17 protein-coding genes are annotated in these 17,516 nt (G+C 66.3%); 10 read left to right on the forward strand and 7 right to left on the reverse strand.

Features of this window, described 5'->3' with window-relative positions; all coding sequences use genetic code 11:
- The first annotated feature begins 117 nt into the window (after window positions 1–117).
- The gene (locus QF031_RS15275) at window positions 118–549 is read left to right on the forward strand and encodes a DUF2177 family protein (protein ID WP_307429884.1); all 432 of its coding nucleotides are present in this window, start codon (window positions 118–120) and stop codon (window positions 547–549) included.
- Between the two features lie 226 nt (window positions 550–775).
- On the opposite strand, the gene QF031_RS15280 is transcribed toward QF031_RS15275, so the two are convergent.
- The 3 genes from QF031_RS15280 to QF031_RS15290 form a co-directional block, all read right to left on the reverse strand.
- On the reverse strand, window positions 776–922 hold the full coding sequence (locus tag QF031_RS15280; protein WP_307429887.1) for an MFS transporter small subunit: 147 nt from the start codon (window positions 920–922) through the stop codon (window positions 776–778).
- A 3-nt stretch (window positions 923–925) separates the two neighbouring features.
- Entirely contained in the window at window positions 926–2,317 is a 1,392-nt protein-coding gene (locus QF031_RS15285; protein WP_307429890.1) for an OFA family MFS transporter, read from the reverse strand.
- A 168-nt stretch (window positions 2,318–2,485) separates the two neighbouring features.
- A complete protein-coding gene (locus tag QF031_RS15290) occupies window positions 2,486–3,697 on the reverse strand; it encodes a glycosyltransferase (protein WP_307429893.1) in 1,212 nt (403 codons plus the stop codon).
- 109 nt (window positions 3,698–3,806) lie between these two features.
- Here QF031_RS15290 and QF031_RS15295 point away from each other — a divergent pair, with 109 nt between their 5' ends.
- On the forward strand, window positions 3,807–5,483 hold the full coding sequence (locus tag QF031_RS15295; protein WP_307429896.1) for an FAD-binding dehydrogenase: 1,677 nt from the start codon (window positions 3,807–3,809) through the stop codon (window positions 5,481–5,483).
- Window positions 5,484–5,557: 74 nt separating this feature from the next.
- Here the strand turns inward: QF031_RS15295 and QF031_RS15300 are convergent, their stop codons facing one another.
- Window positions 5,558–6,058 (reverse strand): GNAT family N-acetyltransferase, encoded by a 501-nt coding sequence (locus QF031_RS15300; RefSeq protein WP_307429899.1) that lies wholly within the window; start codon window positions 6,056–6,058, stop codon window positions 5,558–5,560.
- Between the two features lie 59 nt (window positions 6,059–6,117).
- On the opposite strand from QF031_RS15300, the gene QF031_RS15305 reads away from it, so the two are divergent.
- Window positions 6,118–7,008, forward strand: coding sequence for a potassium channel family protein (locus QF031_RS15305; protein ID WP_307429902.1), 891 nt, complete (start codon window positions 6,118–6,120; stop codon window positions 7,006–7,008).
- A gap of 2 nt (window positions 7,009–7,010) precedes the next feature.
- Here the strand turns inward: QF031_RS15305 and QF031_RS15310 are convergent, their stop codons facing one another.
- Entirely contained in the window at window positions 7,011–8,027 is a 1,017-nt protein-coding gene (locus tag QF031_RS15310) for a LacI family DNA-binding transcriptional regulator (protein WP_307429906.1), read from the reverse strand.
- A gap of 206 nt (window positions 8,028–8,233) precedes the next feature.
- Between QF031_RS15310 and QF031_RS15315 the strand changes: the two genes are divergently transcribed.
- On the forward strand, window positions 8,234–10,204 hold the full coding sequence (locus QF031_RS15315) for a glycoside hydrolase family 127 protein (RefSeq protein WP_307429909.1): 1,971 nt from the start codon (window positions 8,234–8,236) through the stop codon (window positions 10,202–10,204).
- Here QF031_RS15315 and QF031_RS15320 read toward each other — a convergent pair.
- A protein-coding gene (locus QF031_RS15320) for an IS5 family transposase (protein WP_307429913.1) occupies window positions 10,201–11,098 on the reverse strand; the annotation gives its coding sequence in 2 pieces (ribosomal slippage) (window positions 10,201–10,746 and window positions 10,748–11,098; 897 coding nt in all). The two genes, QF031_RS15315 and QF031_RS15320, sit on opposite strands and share 4 nt — an antisense overlap.
- Window positions 11,099–11,186: 88 nt before the next feature.
- Here QF031_RS15320 and QF031_RS15325 point away from each other — a divergent pair.
- The 5 genes from QF031_RS15325 to QF031_RS15345 all read left to right on the forward strand — a co-directional run bounded on the left by QF031_RS15325 (window position 11,187) and on the right by QF031_RS15345 (window position 15,829).
- Window positions 11,187–12,476 (forward strand): ABC transporter substrate-binding protein, encoded by a 1,290-nt coding sequence (locus tag QF031_RS15325; RefSeq protein ID WP_307429916.1) that lies wholly within the window; start codon window positions 11,187–11,189, stop codon window positions 12,474–12,476.
- A 61-nt stretch (window positions 12,477–12,537) separates the two neighbouring features.
- Window positions 12,538–13,497 carry a carbohydrate ABC transporter permease gene (locus tag QF031_RS15330; protein WP_307429919.1) on the forward strand — a complete coding sequence of 320 codons (960 nt, stop codon included), beginning with the start codon at window positions 12,538–12,540 and terminating at the stop codon, window positions 13,495–13,497.
- A gap of 26 nt (window positions 13,498–13,523) precedes the next feature.
- A complete protein-coding gene (locus QF031_RS15335) occupies window positions 13,524–14,384 on the forward strand; it encodes a carbohydrate ABC transporter permease (RefSeq protein ID WP_307429922.1) in 861 nt (286 codons plus the stop codon).
- A gap of 113 nt (window positions 14,385–14,497) precedes the next feature.
- Window positions 14,498–15,235 carry a hypothetical protein gene (locus QF031_RS15340; protein ID WP_307429925.1) on the forward strand — a complete coding sequence of 246 codons (738 nt, stop codon included), beginning with the start codon at window positions 14,498–14,500 and terminating at the stop codon, window positions 15,233–15,235.
- A 69-nt stretch (window positions 15,236–15,304) separates the two neighbouring features.
- A complete protein-coding gene (locus tag QF031_RS15345; RefSeq protein ID WP_307429928.1) occupies window positions 15,305–15,829 on the forward strand; it encodes a DinB family protein in 525 nt (174 codons plus the stop codon).
- Here QF031_RS15345 and QF031_RS15350 read toward each other — a convergent pair.
- The gene (locus QF031_RS15350; protein WP_307429931.1) at window positions 15,818–16,672 is read right to left on the reverse strand and encodes a helix-turn-helix transcriptional regulator; all 855 of its coding nucleotides are present in this window, start codon (window positions 16,670–16,672) and stop codon (window positions 15,818–15,820) included. The two genes, QF031_RS15345 and QF031_RS15350, sit on opposite strands and share 12 nt — an antisense overlap.
- A 358-nt stretch (window positions 16,673–17,030) precedes the next feature.
- Here QF031_RS15350 and QF031_RS15355 point away from each other — a divergent pair, with 358 nt between their 5' ends.
- Window positions 17,031–17,465, forward strand: a complete 435-nt coding sequence (locus QF031_RS15355) for a nuclear transport factor 2 family protein (RefSeq protein ID WP_307429934.1) — start codon at window positions 17,031–17,033, stop codon at window positions 17,463–17,465.
- Window positions 17,466–17,516 lie beyond the last annotated feature (51 nt).

A 17,516-nucleotide genomic window follows, 5' to 3' on the forward strand; every position in this document is an offset into this window, starting at 1 on the left:
TGGGGTTGGCGGAGGTTGCCTGTTCCTGTGCACTTATTGCTGGTGAGGGCAGTCCGGACACAGCGATGGCACCGAACTGCTGGTGTACCCCCGCACCTGGAAACAAAGGAGCCCAGCATGAACCCCCGCATCAGGAACTGGCTGACCGCCTACGGAGTCACTGCCCTGATCTTCGCCGTGCTGGACGTGGCGTGGATCCTGCTGGTGGCCAGCCCGCTGTACCAGAGCCAGATCGGCGGGCTGCTGGCGCCCAAGGCGAACCTGATGGGGGCGGTGCTGTTCTACGTCATCTTCGTGGCGGGCATGGTGCATTTCGGCGTCCGGCCGCATCACCCGAAAGCCTCCGTGCGGCAGCGGGTCACGGGCGCGGCGCTGTTCGGGTTCTTCACTTACGCCACCTGGGCACTGACCGGATTTGCCGTGCTCAAGGACTTCACCGCTCTGGTGGCCGTGACGGACATCCTCTGGGGTACCGTGGCTTGCAGCCTGGTCACGTGGGTCAGCGCCACAGTCCTGCGCCGCCGGCTCACGAACCATGCGGGGGCCTGAACTTTCGTCAACTGCGTCACGCGGAGCATGCTTTCGGGGCGCCTGCGGACACGAAACCGCGAAAGCCCGGGCCCGGCGTCCTAAAGTGCCGCCCAAAGCGTGCTCCGCGTGACGCCCGGCGCACAAACTGGCCCAGTTTTCAGGGGAGAACCGCGAAAACTCATGGGTCCCGCGGACGTTCCGTCCTGAAAACTGGGCCAGTCTGACGCGCAAGCCGGGCCGGAGGCTATCCGAACAGCGCCGCCACCCGGGTCAGGGTCTCGTACACGCCGTAGGCCAGGGGTACTCCCACCAGCGCCCAGCCCACGACGAGCTTCCCGGTAGAGGTGTTGACGGGCGCCTGGCGGCCGCCGTGGTCAGATACTGTGCTCATTTTTCAGGCCTCCATGGCTGGTTCGGTGCGGCCTCGATCGGGCCGGGGTTCGTGGAATCGAGCATCGACGGGCTTGACCAGCAGGTTGGCCACGAAACCGATGACCAGCAGGGCCACCATGGTCAACAGCGCCGGCTGGTAGGACGCGGCGTTCAGCTGGCCCGGTTTGCCCTGCGCGTCCAGGAATGCGTTCACGATCAGCGGCCCGGCCACACCCGCAGCCGACCACGCGGTCAACAGCCGGCCGTGGATGGCACCCACCTGGTAGGTCCCGAAGAGGTCCCGCAGGTAGGCGGGGGCCGTGGAGAATCCGCCGCCGTAGAACGAGATGATGACGAAGGCGAGCGCCACGTAAAGGACGGTCGTGGAGGATCCGGCCAGCGCCAGGATGATGTACAGCACGGCTCCCACGCCCAGATACATCATGTAGATCCGCTTGCGGCCGGTGACGTCGGAGGTGGCCGACCAGGCGAAGCGGCCGGCCATGTTGCCGATGGACAGCAGGCCCACGAAGCCGGCAGCCACGCCGGCGCTCACCAGGGATTTGCCGTCGGACTGCCGGAAGAAGTCCTGGATCATGGGTGCTGCCTGTTCCAGGATGCCGATGCCTGCGGTGACGTTGCAGAACAGCGCCACCCATACCAGCCAGAACTGCCGGGTCTTGACCGCGTTCTTGGCCGAGACATTTTCGGTGGTGACCAGTTTGGCAGCCTTGACCTTGGCCGGATCGAACCCGTTGGGGCGCCAGCCGTCAGCGGGCACCTTGATGGTGAAGGCACCGAAGAGCATGTACACGAGGTAGATGACGGCGAGGGTCAGGAAGAGCTTGCCCACGGCGTCACCGCTGGCAACCCAGCCCTGGGCACCGGAGTTGGGATCGTACGCCTTGAGCAGTGCCTGTGACACCGGGCTGGCGATCAGCGCGCCGCCGCCGAAGCCCATGATCGCCATGCCGGTGGCCAGACCCGGCCGGTCCGGAAACCACTTGATCAGCGTGGACACCGGCGAGATGTAGCCGATGCCCAGGCCGATTCCGCCCACCACGCCGTAGCCCAGGTACACCAGCCAGAGCTGATGGGAGAAGATGCCCAGCGAACCGATCAGGAAGCCGCCCACCCAGAACATGGCAGAGGTGAACATGGCCTTCCGCGGTCCGTTCCGGTCTACCCAAGTGCCCATAATCGCAGCGGAGAGGCCCAGCATCACGATGGCGATGGAGAAGATCACGCCGATTTCAGTGAGGCTGGCTCCGAAGTGCTTGACCAGCGCGGTCTTGTACACGCTGGTGGCGTACGCCTGCCCGATGCACAGGTGGACGGCGAGTGCGGCGGGCGGCACCAGCCAGCGGTTGAAGCCCGGCGGGGCGATGGAGTGGTCACGGTCCAGGAAGCCCATGGTTGATTCCCTTTGCTTGTCGAGACGTCGATGTCTGATCGATCCAGAGGCTAAAGGCCTTGATCGAACCCGGGCCTGTTGCCTCCGGCAATCATGAGGCAAATCATCAGCAAACGTACTATTGGCGCGCCGAGCGGTAGGGGATTTTACGGCGAGCGACTCATGGGCCTAGGACACTGCCAGCGTTTCAAGTACACCAAGCGCAGCAGCAGTGCCGTCTTCCTGGCGGATTTGGGCACCGGTTTCGGCCGCGCGGCCGCGCAATTCCTGGGTTTGGGCAATAGCGTGGCTCAGCCTGTCCGCTGTGATCTTCCGGTAAGGGACCGGCTCCGGCGCAAGGCCTGCCCTGTTCAGCAGGTGGCCCCAGAACGGCTGGTCGGCGATGAAGGGCACCACCACGGAGGGGATCCCTGCCCGCGCTGCGGCGTGAACAGTACCTGCGCCGCCATGATGGATCGCTGCGGCGGCACGCGGCATGACGAGGTGGTGTTCCACAGATCTTCGGACCAGGACGTCGGCGCCCCTGGATGCGGGAGGGACGGAAATGCCGCCCCAGCCTTCGGAAACCAGTGTCTTCAGGCCGTTGCGGCGGGCCGCGGTAATGATCGCTTCACCCCGGGACGCTGCATCGCCTGCCTTCATCGAACCAAACCCCGCGTAGACGAAGTCGCCGCCACGCGTGAAATCCTCCAGTTCGGCATCCGGCTGCCCGGCAATCGGTGTAGCTGGCCAGTGGCCGGTTAGGTGGACGGAAGATGGCCAGTCGGCGGGGCGCGGCAGAAGGCGGGGGCTGGCGGGGATCAGCGTGGCCTGGTGGCGCATCTTCAGCGCGGCTGCCTTCGGCACAGGTCCCGGCGGGAGCGCCTGCAGTGCCCGGGCCAACTCACGCCTGAACATCAGCGCGGCCAGGTGCGCTGCCCGGTAAGTGGACCGGTTGAACGGGCCCAGGTTGCGTGTGGTGAGGAAGGGCGCGGGAAACTCCCTTGTAGGGGTGAGGGATGGAACGGTCTCCACCAGAACGGACGGGATGCCGAGGCTGTACGCGGCGGCGGGAGCAGTAAGGACCTTCGGGTGGTAGACGACAATGTCCGGGGCGAAGGCAGTGATGTGCTCCACGGCAGCAGAAAAAAGCGTGGCCATGGCCGGCCGGATCACGCTCCGGAACGCCGAGGCAGCTGCCCTGGGTGAAACACCCTGCTCGCTGACCAGCTGGGCGAAATCGATGTGAAGACTGACAATGTCCAGTCCTGCACCGTCCGCTCCCGAGTTGTCCGGAACGGCCGTGCGGACCTGGTGCCCGGCCAGACAGGCAGCCCGGGCGAGGGCGAGAAAGGGTTCCACGTCGCCACGGGATCCCGCGGTCAGCAGCATGATTTTCATTGCATAGCGCTCCATTCCGGGCAGCCCCGTCCACAGCATACAAGCGCCTGCGGCCCCTGCGGTACGTTGGTGCCGTACCCGTCAGTAGCTAACCGGAAGCAGGGATCGCATGGACGCGGACGTCATCATCATCGGCGGCGGGCTGGCCGGGCTCGTGGCCGGCAATGAACTGGTCCGTGCCGGAAAGTGCGTCGCCATCGTGGACCAGGAGAACGCGGCCAACCTGGGCGGCCAGGCGTTCTGGTCGCTGGGCGGGCTCTTCCTGGTGGACACCCCCATGCAGCGCCGGCTTGGCGTGAAGGACTCCTTCGAGCTGGCGTGGCAGGACTGGCAGGGGTCGGCGCAGTGGGACCGGTTTTCCGGCCCGCATCCCGAGGACGAGTGGGCGCAGCGATGGGGGCGCGCCTACGTCGAGTTCGCCGCGGGTGAGAAGCGGGCCTGGCTGCAGCAGCAGGGCATCCGGTTCACTCCGCTGGTGGGTTGGGCGGAGCGCGGTGACGGCAGGGCCGGCGGCCACGGCAACTCGGTCCCCCGCTTCCACGTCCCCTGGGGTACCGGCACCGGCGTGTCGGAGCCGTTCGCGGACAAGGCCCGCGCAGCTGCTGCTGCGGGCAGCGTCAGGTTTTTCTTCCGTCACCGGGTGGACGGTCTAACGTACGACGGCGGCGCGGTCACCGGGGTGCGAGGCGCCGTGCTGGCGCCCGACGCGTCGCCGCGCGGGGTCTCCTCCAACCGGGACGTTGTCGGCGACTTCGAACTGCGGGCGCAGGCGGTGGTGGTCGCGTCCGGCGGGATCGGCGGAAACCACGAGCAGGTGCGCCGGTGGTGGCCCGACCGGCTGGGGACGCCGCCGGGCAAAATGGTCACCGGCGTACCGCAGCATGTGGACGGGCGGATGCTGGACATCGCTGACGAGTCCGGGGTCCGGCTGGTGAACCGTGACCGCATGTGGCACTACACCGAGGGCATCCAGAACTGGAACCCCGTCTGGCCGGGCCATGCCATCCGGATCCTGCCCGGCCCGTCGTCGCTCTGGTTCGATGCCCTTGGCCGCCGGCTCCCCTCCCCCGGCCTGCCCGGCTACGACACCCTGGGCACCCTCCGCCTGCTGCGGACCACACCGGAGCTCCAGCAGTACGACCATTCCTGGTTCGTCCTCAACCAGCGCATCATCGAAAAGGAATTCGCCCTCTCCGGCTCGGAGCAGAATCCGGACATCACCAACCGGGACCTGAAGCTGCTGCTGAAGACCCGGCTGGGCCCTGGCGCGTCCGGTCCCATCGAGGCGTTCAAGGAGCACGGCGCTGACTTTGTGGTGGCGGACAACCTGGCGGACCTGGTCCGCGGGATGAACGCTCTGACGGACCAGCCGCTGCTGGACCACGGGCAGCTCCGGCGGCAGGTCGAGGAGCGCGACGCCGAGATCCGCAACCCTTATTCAAAGGACATCCAGGTGGCAGGCATCCGGAACAGCCGGCGCTACCTGGGCGACCGGCTCTTCCGCACGGTGAAGCCGCACCGGGTCCTGGACCCGAAGGCCGGTCCGCTGATTGCGGTGCGGCTGCATGTTGTCACGCGTAAAACGCTGGGCGGCATCCAGACCAACCTGTCCGGCCAGGCTCTGGGGCACGGGGCCCTTCCCATTCCCGGCCTCTACGCCGCCGGCGAGGCAGCGGGGTTCGGCGGCGGCGGCGCCCACGGGTACAACGCACTCGAAGGGACCTTCCTGGGAGGCTGCATTTTCACCGGCCTCACCGTGGGCCGGAGCCTGGCGGCCGCGCTGTAGCCTGGCCCCGCGCCTCGGCTCGCTTGGCACCCAAGCCGTGTGCCGCCGTCGTACGCTGCTCCTAGAGGTGCCTGCTATTGCTGAACCCGCCGCACCAGCCGGAATTCGGGCAGCGCCTCCCACTCGGGCGGCAGGGTGTTGCGCTTGCCGTCCGACCGGAACCCCTGCTTCCGGTAAAAGGCCAGGGCGCGCGGGTTGTTCTCCAGCACCCAGACGTAGGCCGGGCCGGAGCCGACGGCGGCACTCACCAATGCTGCCCCCAGCCCCGTCCCATAGGTGCGCCGGAGCGTGTAGATGGAGTAGAGTTCCAGCGCTTCGGGGGCGTCGTCCTCCCGGCCGGGCCCGGCGTCCGCGTAACCCACCAACTCGTCACCCGCGTCGAAGGCGAGGATCCGGGGGTCCTCCGTGCCAAGGAACGCCCGCCGCCGCTCCACCCGTTCGGGGATGCTGGCCCTGCGCCGCTCGAAGAAATCCGCCGAGAGCAGGTGCGGGTAGCACTCCTCGTGCGCCTGCGTCTGCATGAGCACCACCGCTTCGGCGTCCTCCGGTGTGGCCTGGCGTAGTCGAAAGTCCATGGCGCCAGCCTAGCCATCGGCCCTGTCTCCCCCTGCCATCGCCGCACTTAGGATGAGGCATGGACTTCGAATGCGTGCTTTTCACGGCGGCAGGCGCAGCGCTGGTCCTGTTGATGGTCGCCGACGTCTTCCAAACGTTGCTGTACCCGCACGGCTCGGGTCCGGTGGGCCGGACCATCATGCGCTGGTTCTGGCTGCTGTCCAGAAAACTCAGGGGCGGGGCCTCCTCCATCGCCGCACCGCTGGCCATGGCTGCGGTCATCGCCGCCTGGGCCGCCCTTGCCGCCGTGGGCTGGGCCCTGCTGTACCTCCCCCATTTGCCGGACGGATTCACCTACTCGGCAGGTATCCCCCGGCAGGCTGACTTCCCGGAAGCGCTCTACATCTCGCTGGTGGCCCTCTCAACCGCAGGATTTGGCGAGATCGTTGCCACGCACCCGCTGCTTCGGCTGGTGATGGCCTTCCAGGCTGTGGCCGGTTTTGGCCTGCTGACCGCCACGGTGTCCTGGATCCTGCAGACCTACCCGGCGCTGAGCCGCCGGCGCGCCCTTGCCCACCAGCTCAACCTGTTCCGGGAAGCGGCGGGACCATCCGGCATCGCTTCCCTGGAAGCCCGGCATGCGGCGGGACTGCTGGAGTCGATGGCTGAAAACGTGGCGTCCGTGAGCATCGATCTCCTGTCCTTCCACGAGACCTACTACTTCCATGAAGTGGAGCAGCGGGGATCCCTTCCGGCCACCATTGCGTACGCCCACCAGCTGGCCTTGGACGCCCAGGGCAGCGACAACCCCGAACTCCGGTTCGCCGGGCGCATGCTCTACGCAGCGCTGGATGACCTGGCCCAAGTGCTGCGCGGGAAGTTCGGCCATGTGGGAGACACGTCATCGGACGTCTTCGACCACTACGAGCTCCACCACAGGCACCGGCGGCCGCCGGAACCGCGAAGGTGACGCTATCCCCGTGGACCGGAGGACTCCCGCACGATGAGGTCGCAGTCCACGATGTGAATTCCCGGGCGGGGCATACCGTCCAGCGCTGACAGCAGCGCCTCCCCCGCGCGCCGGCCGATGGTGGAAAGGTTCAGGTCCACGCTGGAGAGATGCGGCCGGTACCCATCGGTGAACGGGGACCAGTTGTCCACGCCTATCAGGGCCACGTCGTCCGGGATGGACCGGCCGTGCCGTTCTAGTTCGTAGGCGGCGCCCCGGGCAATCTGGTCGCTGCCGCAGAAGATGGCGTCCACGTCCGGGTGGTTCGCCAGCAGCGCGCGGACCCCGTTGTGGCCCCATTCCTCGCTCCAGCTTCCGTACCAGACATCCCCTACTGGCTCCAGCCCCTGGCTGGCCATGGCGGCAAGGAAGCCTTCCGCCCGCAGCGCCGCCGACGCATGGTTTTCCAGGCCGGTGATGTGGGCGATCCGGCGCCTGCCGGTCTTCACCAAGTGGTCCACGGCACGGCGTGCGCCGCCACGCTCGTCCGCCGTAATAGAGCAGTCCTGCGGATCAGTGGACGGCGCAAAGGCATAGATGACCGGCACGGGCAGGTTCTCCGCGAGCGGCGTCCGCGGATCCACTTTGCGCCCGACGGCGATGATTCCGTCAACCTGCCGGGCAAGGAGTGTGCGCACGTAGTGCTGCTCCCGGATGGGGTCGTCCCTGCTGTCGCAAAGAAAGCAGAGCATCTCCCCCAGGCCTAGCGCATCCTCTACGCCGCGCAGGATTGGAATGCTGAAGCGTCCGTAACTGTCGGTGGTGATCACTCCCACGGTGTAGGTCCTGCCACTGCGGATACTCCGCGCTGCGCCGTTGGGCAGCCAGCCAACCTCTTCCGCGGCAGCCCTGACCCGCAGCCGCGTCGATTCCCGCAGCTGGCCCGTGCCGTTCAGCGCCTTTGAGACTGTTCCGGTCGAAACTCCCGCGAGCGCGGCCACTGCCGCTATGCCGGAATTACGGAAACTATTTTCCGACATGCCTCCCTCTCGTGATGAGGGCTACAAGCTCCCCCGGTTATACAAATCGCGCTTGTAATCCTTGTGAAGGATACCAGAAACCGTTGACACGTGAGACGCGCGTCACCTAGAGTCAGGCCTCGGAAGACGATTTCCTAATTTTCCGTTTACGGTCTTCCGGATTTTGTCGCATCACCCTCCGATTCAGACTATGGAAGAGGTCATTGATGACATCTGTTCACCACATTCCGGCACCGGCCGCAGGGCAGGGCGCCGGCAACGGGACCGCAGCGGGCCCCGTCGGGGCAACGGCGTCCGGACATTACGCCCTGCGCCCCCTGGACTTCAATTCGGTGCGGCTGCGCCCGGAGGGGCATCTGGGCAGCTGGCAGGAGCTCAACCGGACGGCCACCATCCCCCACTGCATAGCGAATGTGGAATCCAGCGGCGCCCTGGACAACTTCCGGCGGCTGGCCGGCGAGAGCGACGCGGCGTTCCGCGGCTTCTGGTTCCAGGACACAGACCTGTACAAGACACTGGAGGCGGTGGGATGGGAGGCCGGCCGCCAGGCGGACCCCCGCTGGGAAGAGTACCTGGAAACCATGGGCGCACTGCTGGCCAAAGTGCAGGAGCCGGACGGCTACCTGAATACCTGGGTCCAAGGAGTTGAGCCCGGCCAGCGCTGGGACAAGCTGCAATGGAGCCACGAGCTGTACACCGCGGGCCACCTGCTGCAGGCAGCCGTGGCAGTGGCCCGCACCACGGGAAACGGATCCGTTGTGGAGGTCGCCCGCCGGGTGGCTGACTGCATCGTGGAGACGTTCGGCCCGGGCGGCGTCGAAAAGATCGACGGACACCCGGAAGTGGAAACGGCACTTGTTGAGCTCTACCGCCTGACCGGAGACAAGCGCTACCTCGACACCGCAGTCCGGCAGCTGGACCTGCGCGGGCACGGCATCCTGCCCGACGACAGGTTCGGACGCCAGTACTTCCAGGACCACCTTCCCATCCGCAAGGCCGCCAATGAGGCAACAGGGCACGCGGTGCGGCAGGTCTACCTCTCCACTGGGGTAGCGGATGCCTACCTCGAAAACGGCGACCCCTCCCTGCTGGAGGCCGCGGAGACCCTCTGGGAGAACATCTTCTCCCAGAAGGCGTATCTGACGGGAGCGCTTGGATCGCGCCACCGGGACGAAGCGTTCGGCGACGCCTACGAACTGCCGCCGGACCGCGCCTACGCCGAGACGTGCGCGTCCATTGCAAGCCTGCACTTCAGCTGGCGGCTCCTGCTCGCCACAGGCAACGGCAAATACGCCGATGAGATGGAGCGCGCCCTCTACAACGGCATCGCCGCTTCGACCTCCATTGAGGGCAACAGCTTCTTCTACTCCAATCCTCTGCAGCTGCGCACGGGCCATGACGGATCCACTGAGGACGCGCCGTCGGAACGCCTGTCCTGGTACGCATGCGCCTGCTGCCCACCGAACCTGGCACGCTTGGTGGCATCCCTGCACCACTACGTGGCCACGCAGGATGAGTCCGGGCTGCAGCTTCAGCTGCTGCACGACGGCGAGGTGCGCGTGTCGGGCGAACCCTTCGGCGGTGAAGTATCGGTTGCCACTACGACGGAATACCCGTGGGACGAAAAGGCCAGCGTCGAGGTTACGGCCCCTGCCGGCGAATGGACTCTTTCCGTACGCATCCCATCCTGGTGCGAAGACCCGCAGGTGGCCATCGACGGCGCCGCGGTGGAGGCGGAGCCCGACGCGTCAGGCTACCTCCGGCTGCGCCGTGACTGGGAAGGCAGCACCACCGTCCTTCTCACGTTGCCCATGCCGGCGCGTGTTGTTAGCGCTCATCCACGGGTGGATGCCGTGCGGGGAACCGTCGCCCTGGTCCGTGGGCCGGTGGTCTACTGCCTCGAGCAGCATGACCAGGCCGACGGCGTCGTGCTTGAAGACCTCGCCATCGATACGTCCGCTCCTGTGGAGATCGTCCCGGCGGAGGGCATCCCCGGTGTGCGAACCGCACTGAAGGCCGCAGGTGTGGCCCGTCCCGCCGCGCAGCAACCGCTCTACGGCAGCAGCAGCGGAGCGGGTGCCGTGGAGCAGCGGTCGGTCCCGCTGACCGCCATCCCATATTTCCGCTGGGCCAACCGTGGGCCAGCCGCCATGCGGGTTTGGATCCCCGTCGCCTAGGGCGTGTCTCCTAAAGCTGTCAGCCAGATGCTGATCGCGCGGAGGACTGCTCCGCCGCGGTAGGTGAAGGCCAGTTTGTCGTAGCGGGTCGCCAGGGCCCGCCACTGCTTGAAGATGTTGAAGTTGCGTTCGACGACGTTGCGGCCTTTGTAGTCCTCCTTGTCGAAGGCCGGGGGTCGGCCGCCGGTGGATCCGCGTCGTTTCCGGTGGCCGATCTGGTCGGATGGTTGCGGGATAACAGCGGCGATGCCGCGGTCGCGAAGGTGGGTCCTGATCGCTCTGGACGAGTATGCCTTGTCACCGCGAACACGGTCCGGGCGGGTGCGCGGCCTGCCCGGACCCGTCCGGTTGATCTTCAACTGGTTCATCAAATGAGTGAACATGGGCGCATCCCCGCCCTGGCCGGGGGCAACGAGCAGCACCAGGGGTCTGCCTTTACCATCGACCAAGGCGTGGATCTTGGTGCTTAATCCGCCGCGGGAACGCCCAATCGCGTGATCGGTGGGCTCAGCAAACAGATTCATGTAATTCGAGCAGGCCCCCTGTGGTGCGCGGAAGGTTGGTGCCGTGCTGGTGGGCACGATTCACCGTCGAGTCCACTGAAACCGACCAATCCACCTCACCGCGGGCATCCGCGGTCGTCAGCAGGGCCGCCAGGATCCTGTCCCAGGTCCCGTCACCGCTATAGCGGCGGTGACGCTTCCAGATGGTCTGCCAGGGACCAAACTCCGCCGGCACATCCCGCCAGGCGATCCCGCACCGATACCGGTAGATGATGCCCTCGACTACACGGCGATCATCCCGGAAAGGACGACCCCGGCGGCCAACAGAAGACGGCAGCAACGACTGAATCCGGGCCCACTGCCCGTCAGTCAAAACAGAAGTACGAGACACACATCAAGCATCCCGGGTAAGAGGTTCCGGATTTAGGAGACACGCCCTAGTTGCACCTCCACCCCATCCCTATGAAGAGGAACGGCAAATGAAACGCACAAAGCTCGCCGCAGCACTGGCGCTGGCGGCATCCCTCGCCCTCACGGCCACCGGCTGTGGCGGACCCTCCGGTTCCGACTCGCTGCAGGCCTCCTCCGGCGAGGAACCCAGCGGAACCATCACGCTCTGGGCACGCGATTCGCAGAAAGGGTTCATGGACATCCTTGCGGACGCTTACAACAAGTCCCACAAGGCGCAGGTCCAGGTGACCATCGTGCCCAGCGGGAACTTCGTACAGAAATTCGGCACCGCCACCGCCGGTGGGTCGGGACCCGACGTTGCATCGATCGACCTGGTCTACCTGCCCTACTTCGCCTCCACCGGCGTCCTGCAGGACATCACGGACGAGGCATCGAAGCTGCCGTACAAGGACAAGCTCAGCCCGTCCCACGCGCGCCTCTCCACCTGGGAGGACAAGACCTATGCCCTGCCCTTTACGGCGGAAGCGTCCGTGCTGTTCTACAACAAGGAACTCTTCCAAAAGGCAGGCCTGGATCCCGCCAAGCCCCCGGCCAACTACGAGGAAATCCTCAACGCAGCCAAGAAGATCCGCGCCCTGGGCCCGGACACCTACGGGTTCACGATGGCCGGACAATGCGGCGGCTGCAACATCTTCGAGTTCACGCCCAGCGTCTGGGCCAGTGGCGGCGACGTGCTCTCTGCCGACGGCAAGACTGCCAAGCTCGACTCCCCGGAGGTGACCAAGGCGCTGACGTTCTACAAGCAGATGCACGAGGCCGGCGTGATGCCTGAGGCGGCGAAGACCGACTCCGGCACAGCACAGCCAGCCCTGTTCCAGGCCGGAAAAGTGGGCATGGTAGTGCTCGGCGCCTTCTTCACGCAGACCCTGAACACAGACAAGAAGATCGATTACGGCATCGCCCCCATCCCCGGTGAGAACGGAGGGTCGGCCTCCTTTGCAGGCGGCGACAACATCGCGGTCACCACGGGCTCGAAGAACAAGCCTGCCGCATGGGATTTCGTGAAGTGGGCCACCGGCGACGAGGCCCAGACCCTGCTGGCCAAGAACTCCATCGTTCCGGTCAGGACTGACCTCGTGAAGAGCGTCTATGCCTCGGCGGACCCCCGTAACGAGATTTTCAGCAAGGCACTGGAGACCGGGAAGACACCGTACAGCGTCGTTGAAAACAAGTTGTTCAACGACAACAACGGGCCGTGGGCCACCATGATCAACGAGGCCGTTTTCGGCGGTGACGTCCAGGCCGCCCAGCAGAAGGCGCAGCAGGCCGCCCAGCAGATCATCCAGACCGGGCCCTGACGTCCCATGGGTGCCGCCGCAGACCGCGGCGGCACCCGTCTTGTCCTAAAGGAGAACTACCTTGGCACACAACACCATCGTGACGGCGCGGCCCGGCAGGTCCGGACGCCCGTCGGCGCCGCCGCGCACCCAGCGGAGGAGGCGGACCCTATCCAGCTCCCGCAGCAGGCTCGGCGCCGCAGTCGTCGCCCCCGCACTGATCCTCCTCACCGTATTCTTCTTCCTGCCCGTGGTCCTGATGCTGTGGATGTCCCTGCACCGCTGGCCGCTGCTGGGGAAGATCAGCTTCATCGGCCTGGGAAACTACACGGCCGCGTTCCAGGACCAGGACTTCCTGCGGGCCGCCGGATTCACCCTGCTTTACACGCTGATCATGACTCCCGTGCTGCTGGTGATCGGCATCGCGCTGGCACTCCTCATCCGCCGCTCCGGAAAAGCAGCCAGGGTCTTCCAGTCCATCTACTTCCTGCCGGTCGTCGTCGGGTTCGCCGCCGCCGGCTACCTGTGGCTCTTCATGGCCCAGCCCAACATCGGGCCCATGCTGGACCTGCTCACCCGCGGGGGGCTGGCCTCGCACTCGGACAACTGGTTCGGCACCTTCACCACCGCTTTAGGCATCGTATGCGCGATGGTGGTCTGGAAGGTTGCAGGCATGCAGATGCTGCTGCTGAACTCGGGGCTGCAGTCCATTCCCGTGGAGCTCGAGGAAGCGGCCAGGATCGACGGTGCCAGCCGGACACAGGTGTTCCGCTACGTCATCCTGCCGCTGCTGCGGCCCACCCTTGCCCTGGTGCTGGTCTTCTCGGTGGCCGGCTCCCTGCTGGCCTTCGACCAGTTCTACATCATGACCAGCGGCGGTCCGGCAAACCAGACCATCACCGCGGTGTACCACATTTACCGCGTTTCCTTCCAGGGTTTCCAGCTCGGCTACGGCGCCGCGCTCTCGGCCCTGCTGATGATCGTGCTCGCCGTCGTCAGCGCCATCCAGATGCTCATTCTTCGCAACTCGGATCACAACTAGTCCACCACATCGGAAATGGCCCCTCCATGACTTCACTGCAGTCCAGTCTCCGCCCGGTGCCCCGCGCAGCCTGGTGGATCATCAACGTCAGCCTCGCAGCATTGTTCCTCTATCCGTTCTGGGTGGTGATCTCCCAATCCATCAAATCCCCCGCCGAGGCCGCCGCCGCGCCGCCGACGCTGTTCCCCGGTTCCTTCTCATGGGGGAACTTCGCCAAGCTCTTCACCAACGAAAACGGCGGCGCCGGCTTCATCCAGCAACTGGGCAACAGCGTCCTGGTCTCCATCGGTGCCACCCTCCTGACCATCGTGTTGAGCACGCTCGCCGGCTACGGCTTCGCCAGGCTCCGGTTCCGGGGCAGCAACCTGCTGTTCTTCGCCACGCTGGCCACCTTCATGATTCCCTTCCAAGCGGTCATCACTCCGCTGTACCTGGTGCTGCACCAGATCGGCCTGACCAACAACCTCCTGGGCCTGATGCTCGTCTACACCACCTTCAACCTGCCCTTCGGCATCTTCCTGATGCGGAACTCCTTTGCCGCCCTCCCGTCGAGCATCGAGGAAGCGGCCCTGGTGGACGGGTGCGGGGTGCTGCGGGCGATGGTCCGGGTGCTGCTTCCGGTGGCCATCCCCGGGGTAATCAGCACAGCACTGTTCACCTTCTTCGCCTCGTGGAACGAGTTTTTCGCAGCACTGATCCTGATGACGGACCAGTCCAAGTACACCCTTCCCGTTGCCTTGAACGTCCTTTCCAGCGGCACCTTTGGAACATTGGACTGGGGAGCGCTGCAGGCCGGCGTCGCGGTGACCATCGTCCCCTGCATCGTCATCTACGTCCTGCTCCAGAAGTACTACGTGGGAGGCATGCTCACGGGCGCGATGAAGTAGGGCCCCGGCAAGGGCAGAGGCGCCGGTACTGCCACGTCGCCCCGCAGGGTCCGTTGTAGCTCTGAAGGGCCGGGCGTAAACTCAGCCCACCATCCATGCGGAGGCGAAAAGCCATGAAGACCATCCGGACGCAGGCCCTCGAAGCGGAACACCACGCCACTCTCACTCCCGGCGAGGACGAGCGGTTCTCCGGATACGGCGTGATGGGGCTGCCGTTCAGTTCCGGGTACGTCCTGGCCATGCGGCGCTTCCCCGTCACCAGCGTCGGTCCGGGGTACACCTCGGTCTGGCTGCGCCGGCCCAGCGGTTCCTGGACCATCTATGCGGACGCAGCACCGGAGGTTTCCTGTGCCCGCTACTTCAGTGCCGCCCTCAACGAGGCCGTCCAGTGCGACGTCCGCGTGGACTGGACCGGCGACACCTCGTTCACCGTCAGCATCGGCCGGGACGTGGACCTGACCTGGACCGTGGAGCTCGAGTCAACTCCTGTCACCGCGGCCATGAGCGCGGTCATGACGGCGCTTCCCAACAAGATCCTGTCGAACAAGGCACTCCTGAAAACCATGGGTTCCGCCGCCGGGCCCATGCTCAGCGCGGGCCGCCTCGGACTGACGGGCAGCGTACCCAACAAACAGGGCTTCCGGGCCAAACCCCGGCGCATATGGTTTATCTCCCGCAGCACCGTAACCCTCGGCGGCGAGGACCTGGGCCGCCCGCAGCCACTCCCGGTCCAGTCACGGCTGGGTGACTTCTGGATACCCCAGCGCGGCATCTTCGTGATCGGCGCCTCGTCCTTTGACCGCTTTGATCCCGCGGAGCACCTGCCTGCCACCGCCCGCCGTACCCCGTAGGCTACCTCCGCCCCTTCAGTGGATGCGCGATGTCCACGGCGGGCACCCTCTGCTTGCTAGGGTCTGCGTATGGCATCCCATTCCCACTCCATGGACGACGTGATCAATGAACCTGAGCGCGTCCAGTTCGAGTTCTTCCTGGACGAGCACCGCGCCGCGCTCAACCAGTGCCTGGATGGGCTGACCGAAGAGCAGGCCAGACGCCGGCTGGTACCCTCCCGCACCACGCTGCTGGGCCTGGTGAAGCATGCCGCATTCGTGGAAAAGGTGTGGTTCGATGAGGCCTTCACCGGCCGTCCCCGCAGTGAGATCGGCATCCCGGCCACCCCGGATGAATCGTTCATCCTCGACGACGGCGACACCGTCGCCTCGGTCCGGGCGGCCCACCTTGCAGCCTGCGCAGCATCCCGTGCCGCGGCTGCCCCTATAAGCCTGGACGATGCGGTGACCGGCAACCGGCGGGGACCTGTCCCGCTGCGCTGGGTCTACCTGCACATGCTTTGTGAGCTGGCGCAGCACTGCGGGCACGCGGACATCCTTCGCGAGCAGATCCTGGCGGTGGAACGCGCGGACGCACGCCCCTCACGCCACTAGCCGGGCCACCAGCTCCCCGCGGCTTCCGACCCCCACCTTTTCAAATACCGACTTCAGGTGGTCGTGCACGGTATGCGGGGAGATGAACAGGTGCCGGGCGATCTCCGCGGTGGAACTTCCGGTCAGCACCTCCAGGCAGACCTCACGCTCCCGGGCAGTGACGCCAAACGCCATCAGCAGCAGGCCGGCCAGCTCATGGGTGGTGGCCGGTTCCACGGTGACCACCATCTGCTCCGGGTCATCGCCGGTGATCAGCCGGCTGGCCTGCAGGATGACCCAGTTGTTGCCGGCGTCCCGCATCCTGGCCCTCGCCGTCCCGGATGCCGCCGCATGCGCCTGTGCCACCACCGCGTAGAGCGTCTGGTTGAAGCGGCCGGGCGCGGCATCCTCCACAGTGGGGAGCCAGGAGGCGGCGGCGGGCGTGGCCGCGCGCAGGTCTCCGTGCAGCCCGGCCAGGACAATGACGGGCCCGACGGCGGCCGGGCCCGTTGGGTGCGCCACGCGGACAAGCGCCCTGGTCGCCGCGGCCAGGGTTGCGGTCACCGCGGCGAGGAACTCCACTTCCCGGTCCGTGAAGTCGGGGCCGCCCTCCCGGAAGATGCTGCCCACTCCCCAGCACGCCTCGTCCACCCGGAACGCGGCACGCAGCTCATGGTCCAGGCCCAGCGGCTTGAGCAGATCGTTGATCCGGACGCTGCGCATAACCTCCCGGTGCGGCGCATCCGAAATCCTGGCAACGGGGCGTGGGCGCCGCAGCAGCTCCACGAAGGTGTTGGGTTCCTGGCCCGTGTACTCCGACTGGGCAAACCGCAGGAAGTACTCCTCGAACTGGTGCTCTGCCACCGCTGCCAGTTGGTAATGGAGGTCATCGCCATCGAGTCGGGGTCGACGCCGGCCCAGCACCCCTGCGCGAACGGCACCTCCCGCTGTACGACGGCGAGCGCGGAGGTGTAGAGGTCGGCCAGGTCCATCCCGGCGGCGGCCATGGCCGCAATCTCCCGCCGGGCACGCTCCGCGCGCTCCTCCCACATACCTCCAGTATCGTCCCGGCGGCCGGTGCGGCAATCCCCCATTTCGGGGGTTTTCCCGCCCCGCTGAAACCCCTGGTGGGGGGATCGCGGCGCTGCGTGCCGCCGTCGTACTTTTCCTTCAGGGACACCGCGCACAAGGCGCGGCGTCCCCGGGATCACGGGAGGCAGCAATGGGACAGGCAAGCGATGTGATGGACCGGCTGATGGCGGGCATGGAGGCAAAGGACAGGGAGGCCCTGGCCGGCTGCTTTGCCGTTGACGCGGTGATGGCGACTGCTGACCAGGGCGGCATCAGCGGCCGGGAGGCGATCGCGGATTACTTCTTCCACTTCTGGGAGGCCATGCCGGACGTCAGGTACGAGCAGTCGGCCAGGCACGAGGCCGGTGACGTGGCCATCGTCGAGGGCTTTGTGGCCGGTTCGAACACGGGGCAGCTGAGCCTGCCCGGCGGCGGGACTCTGCCGCCCACGAGGAAACAGGTCCGGATCCGGAGTTGCGACGTGGCCACAGTGGAAGCGGGCGTGATCACCGGGTACCACGCCTATTTCGACCAGATGGAGCTCCTGGGACAGCTGGGGCTGCTCCCTGAACTGTCCAAACAGTAAGGGCGGCCCCGGCACGGCCTTCCGGCTGTGACGGAACCGCCCCTTGTCACC

The organism is Pseudarthrobacter defluvii (assembly GCF_030816725.1).
Classification (GTDB): Bacteria; Actinomycetota; Actinomycetes; order Actinomycetales; family Micrococcaceae; genus Arthrobacter; species Arthrobacter defluvii_A.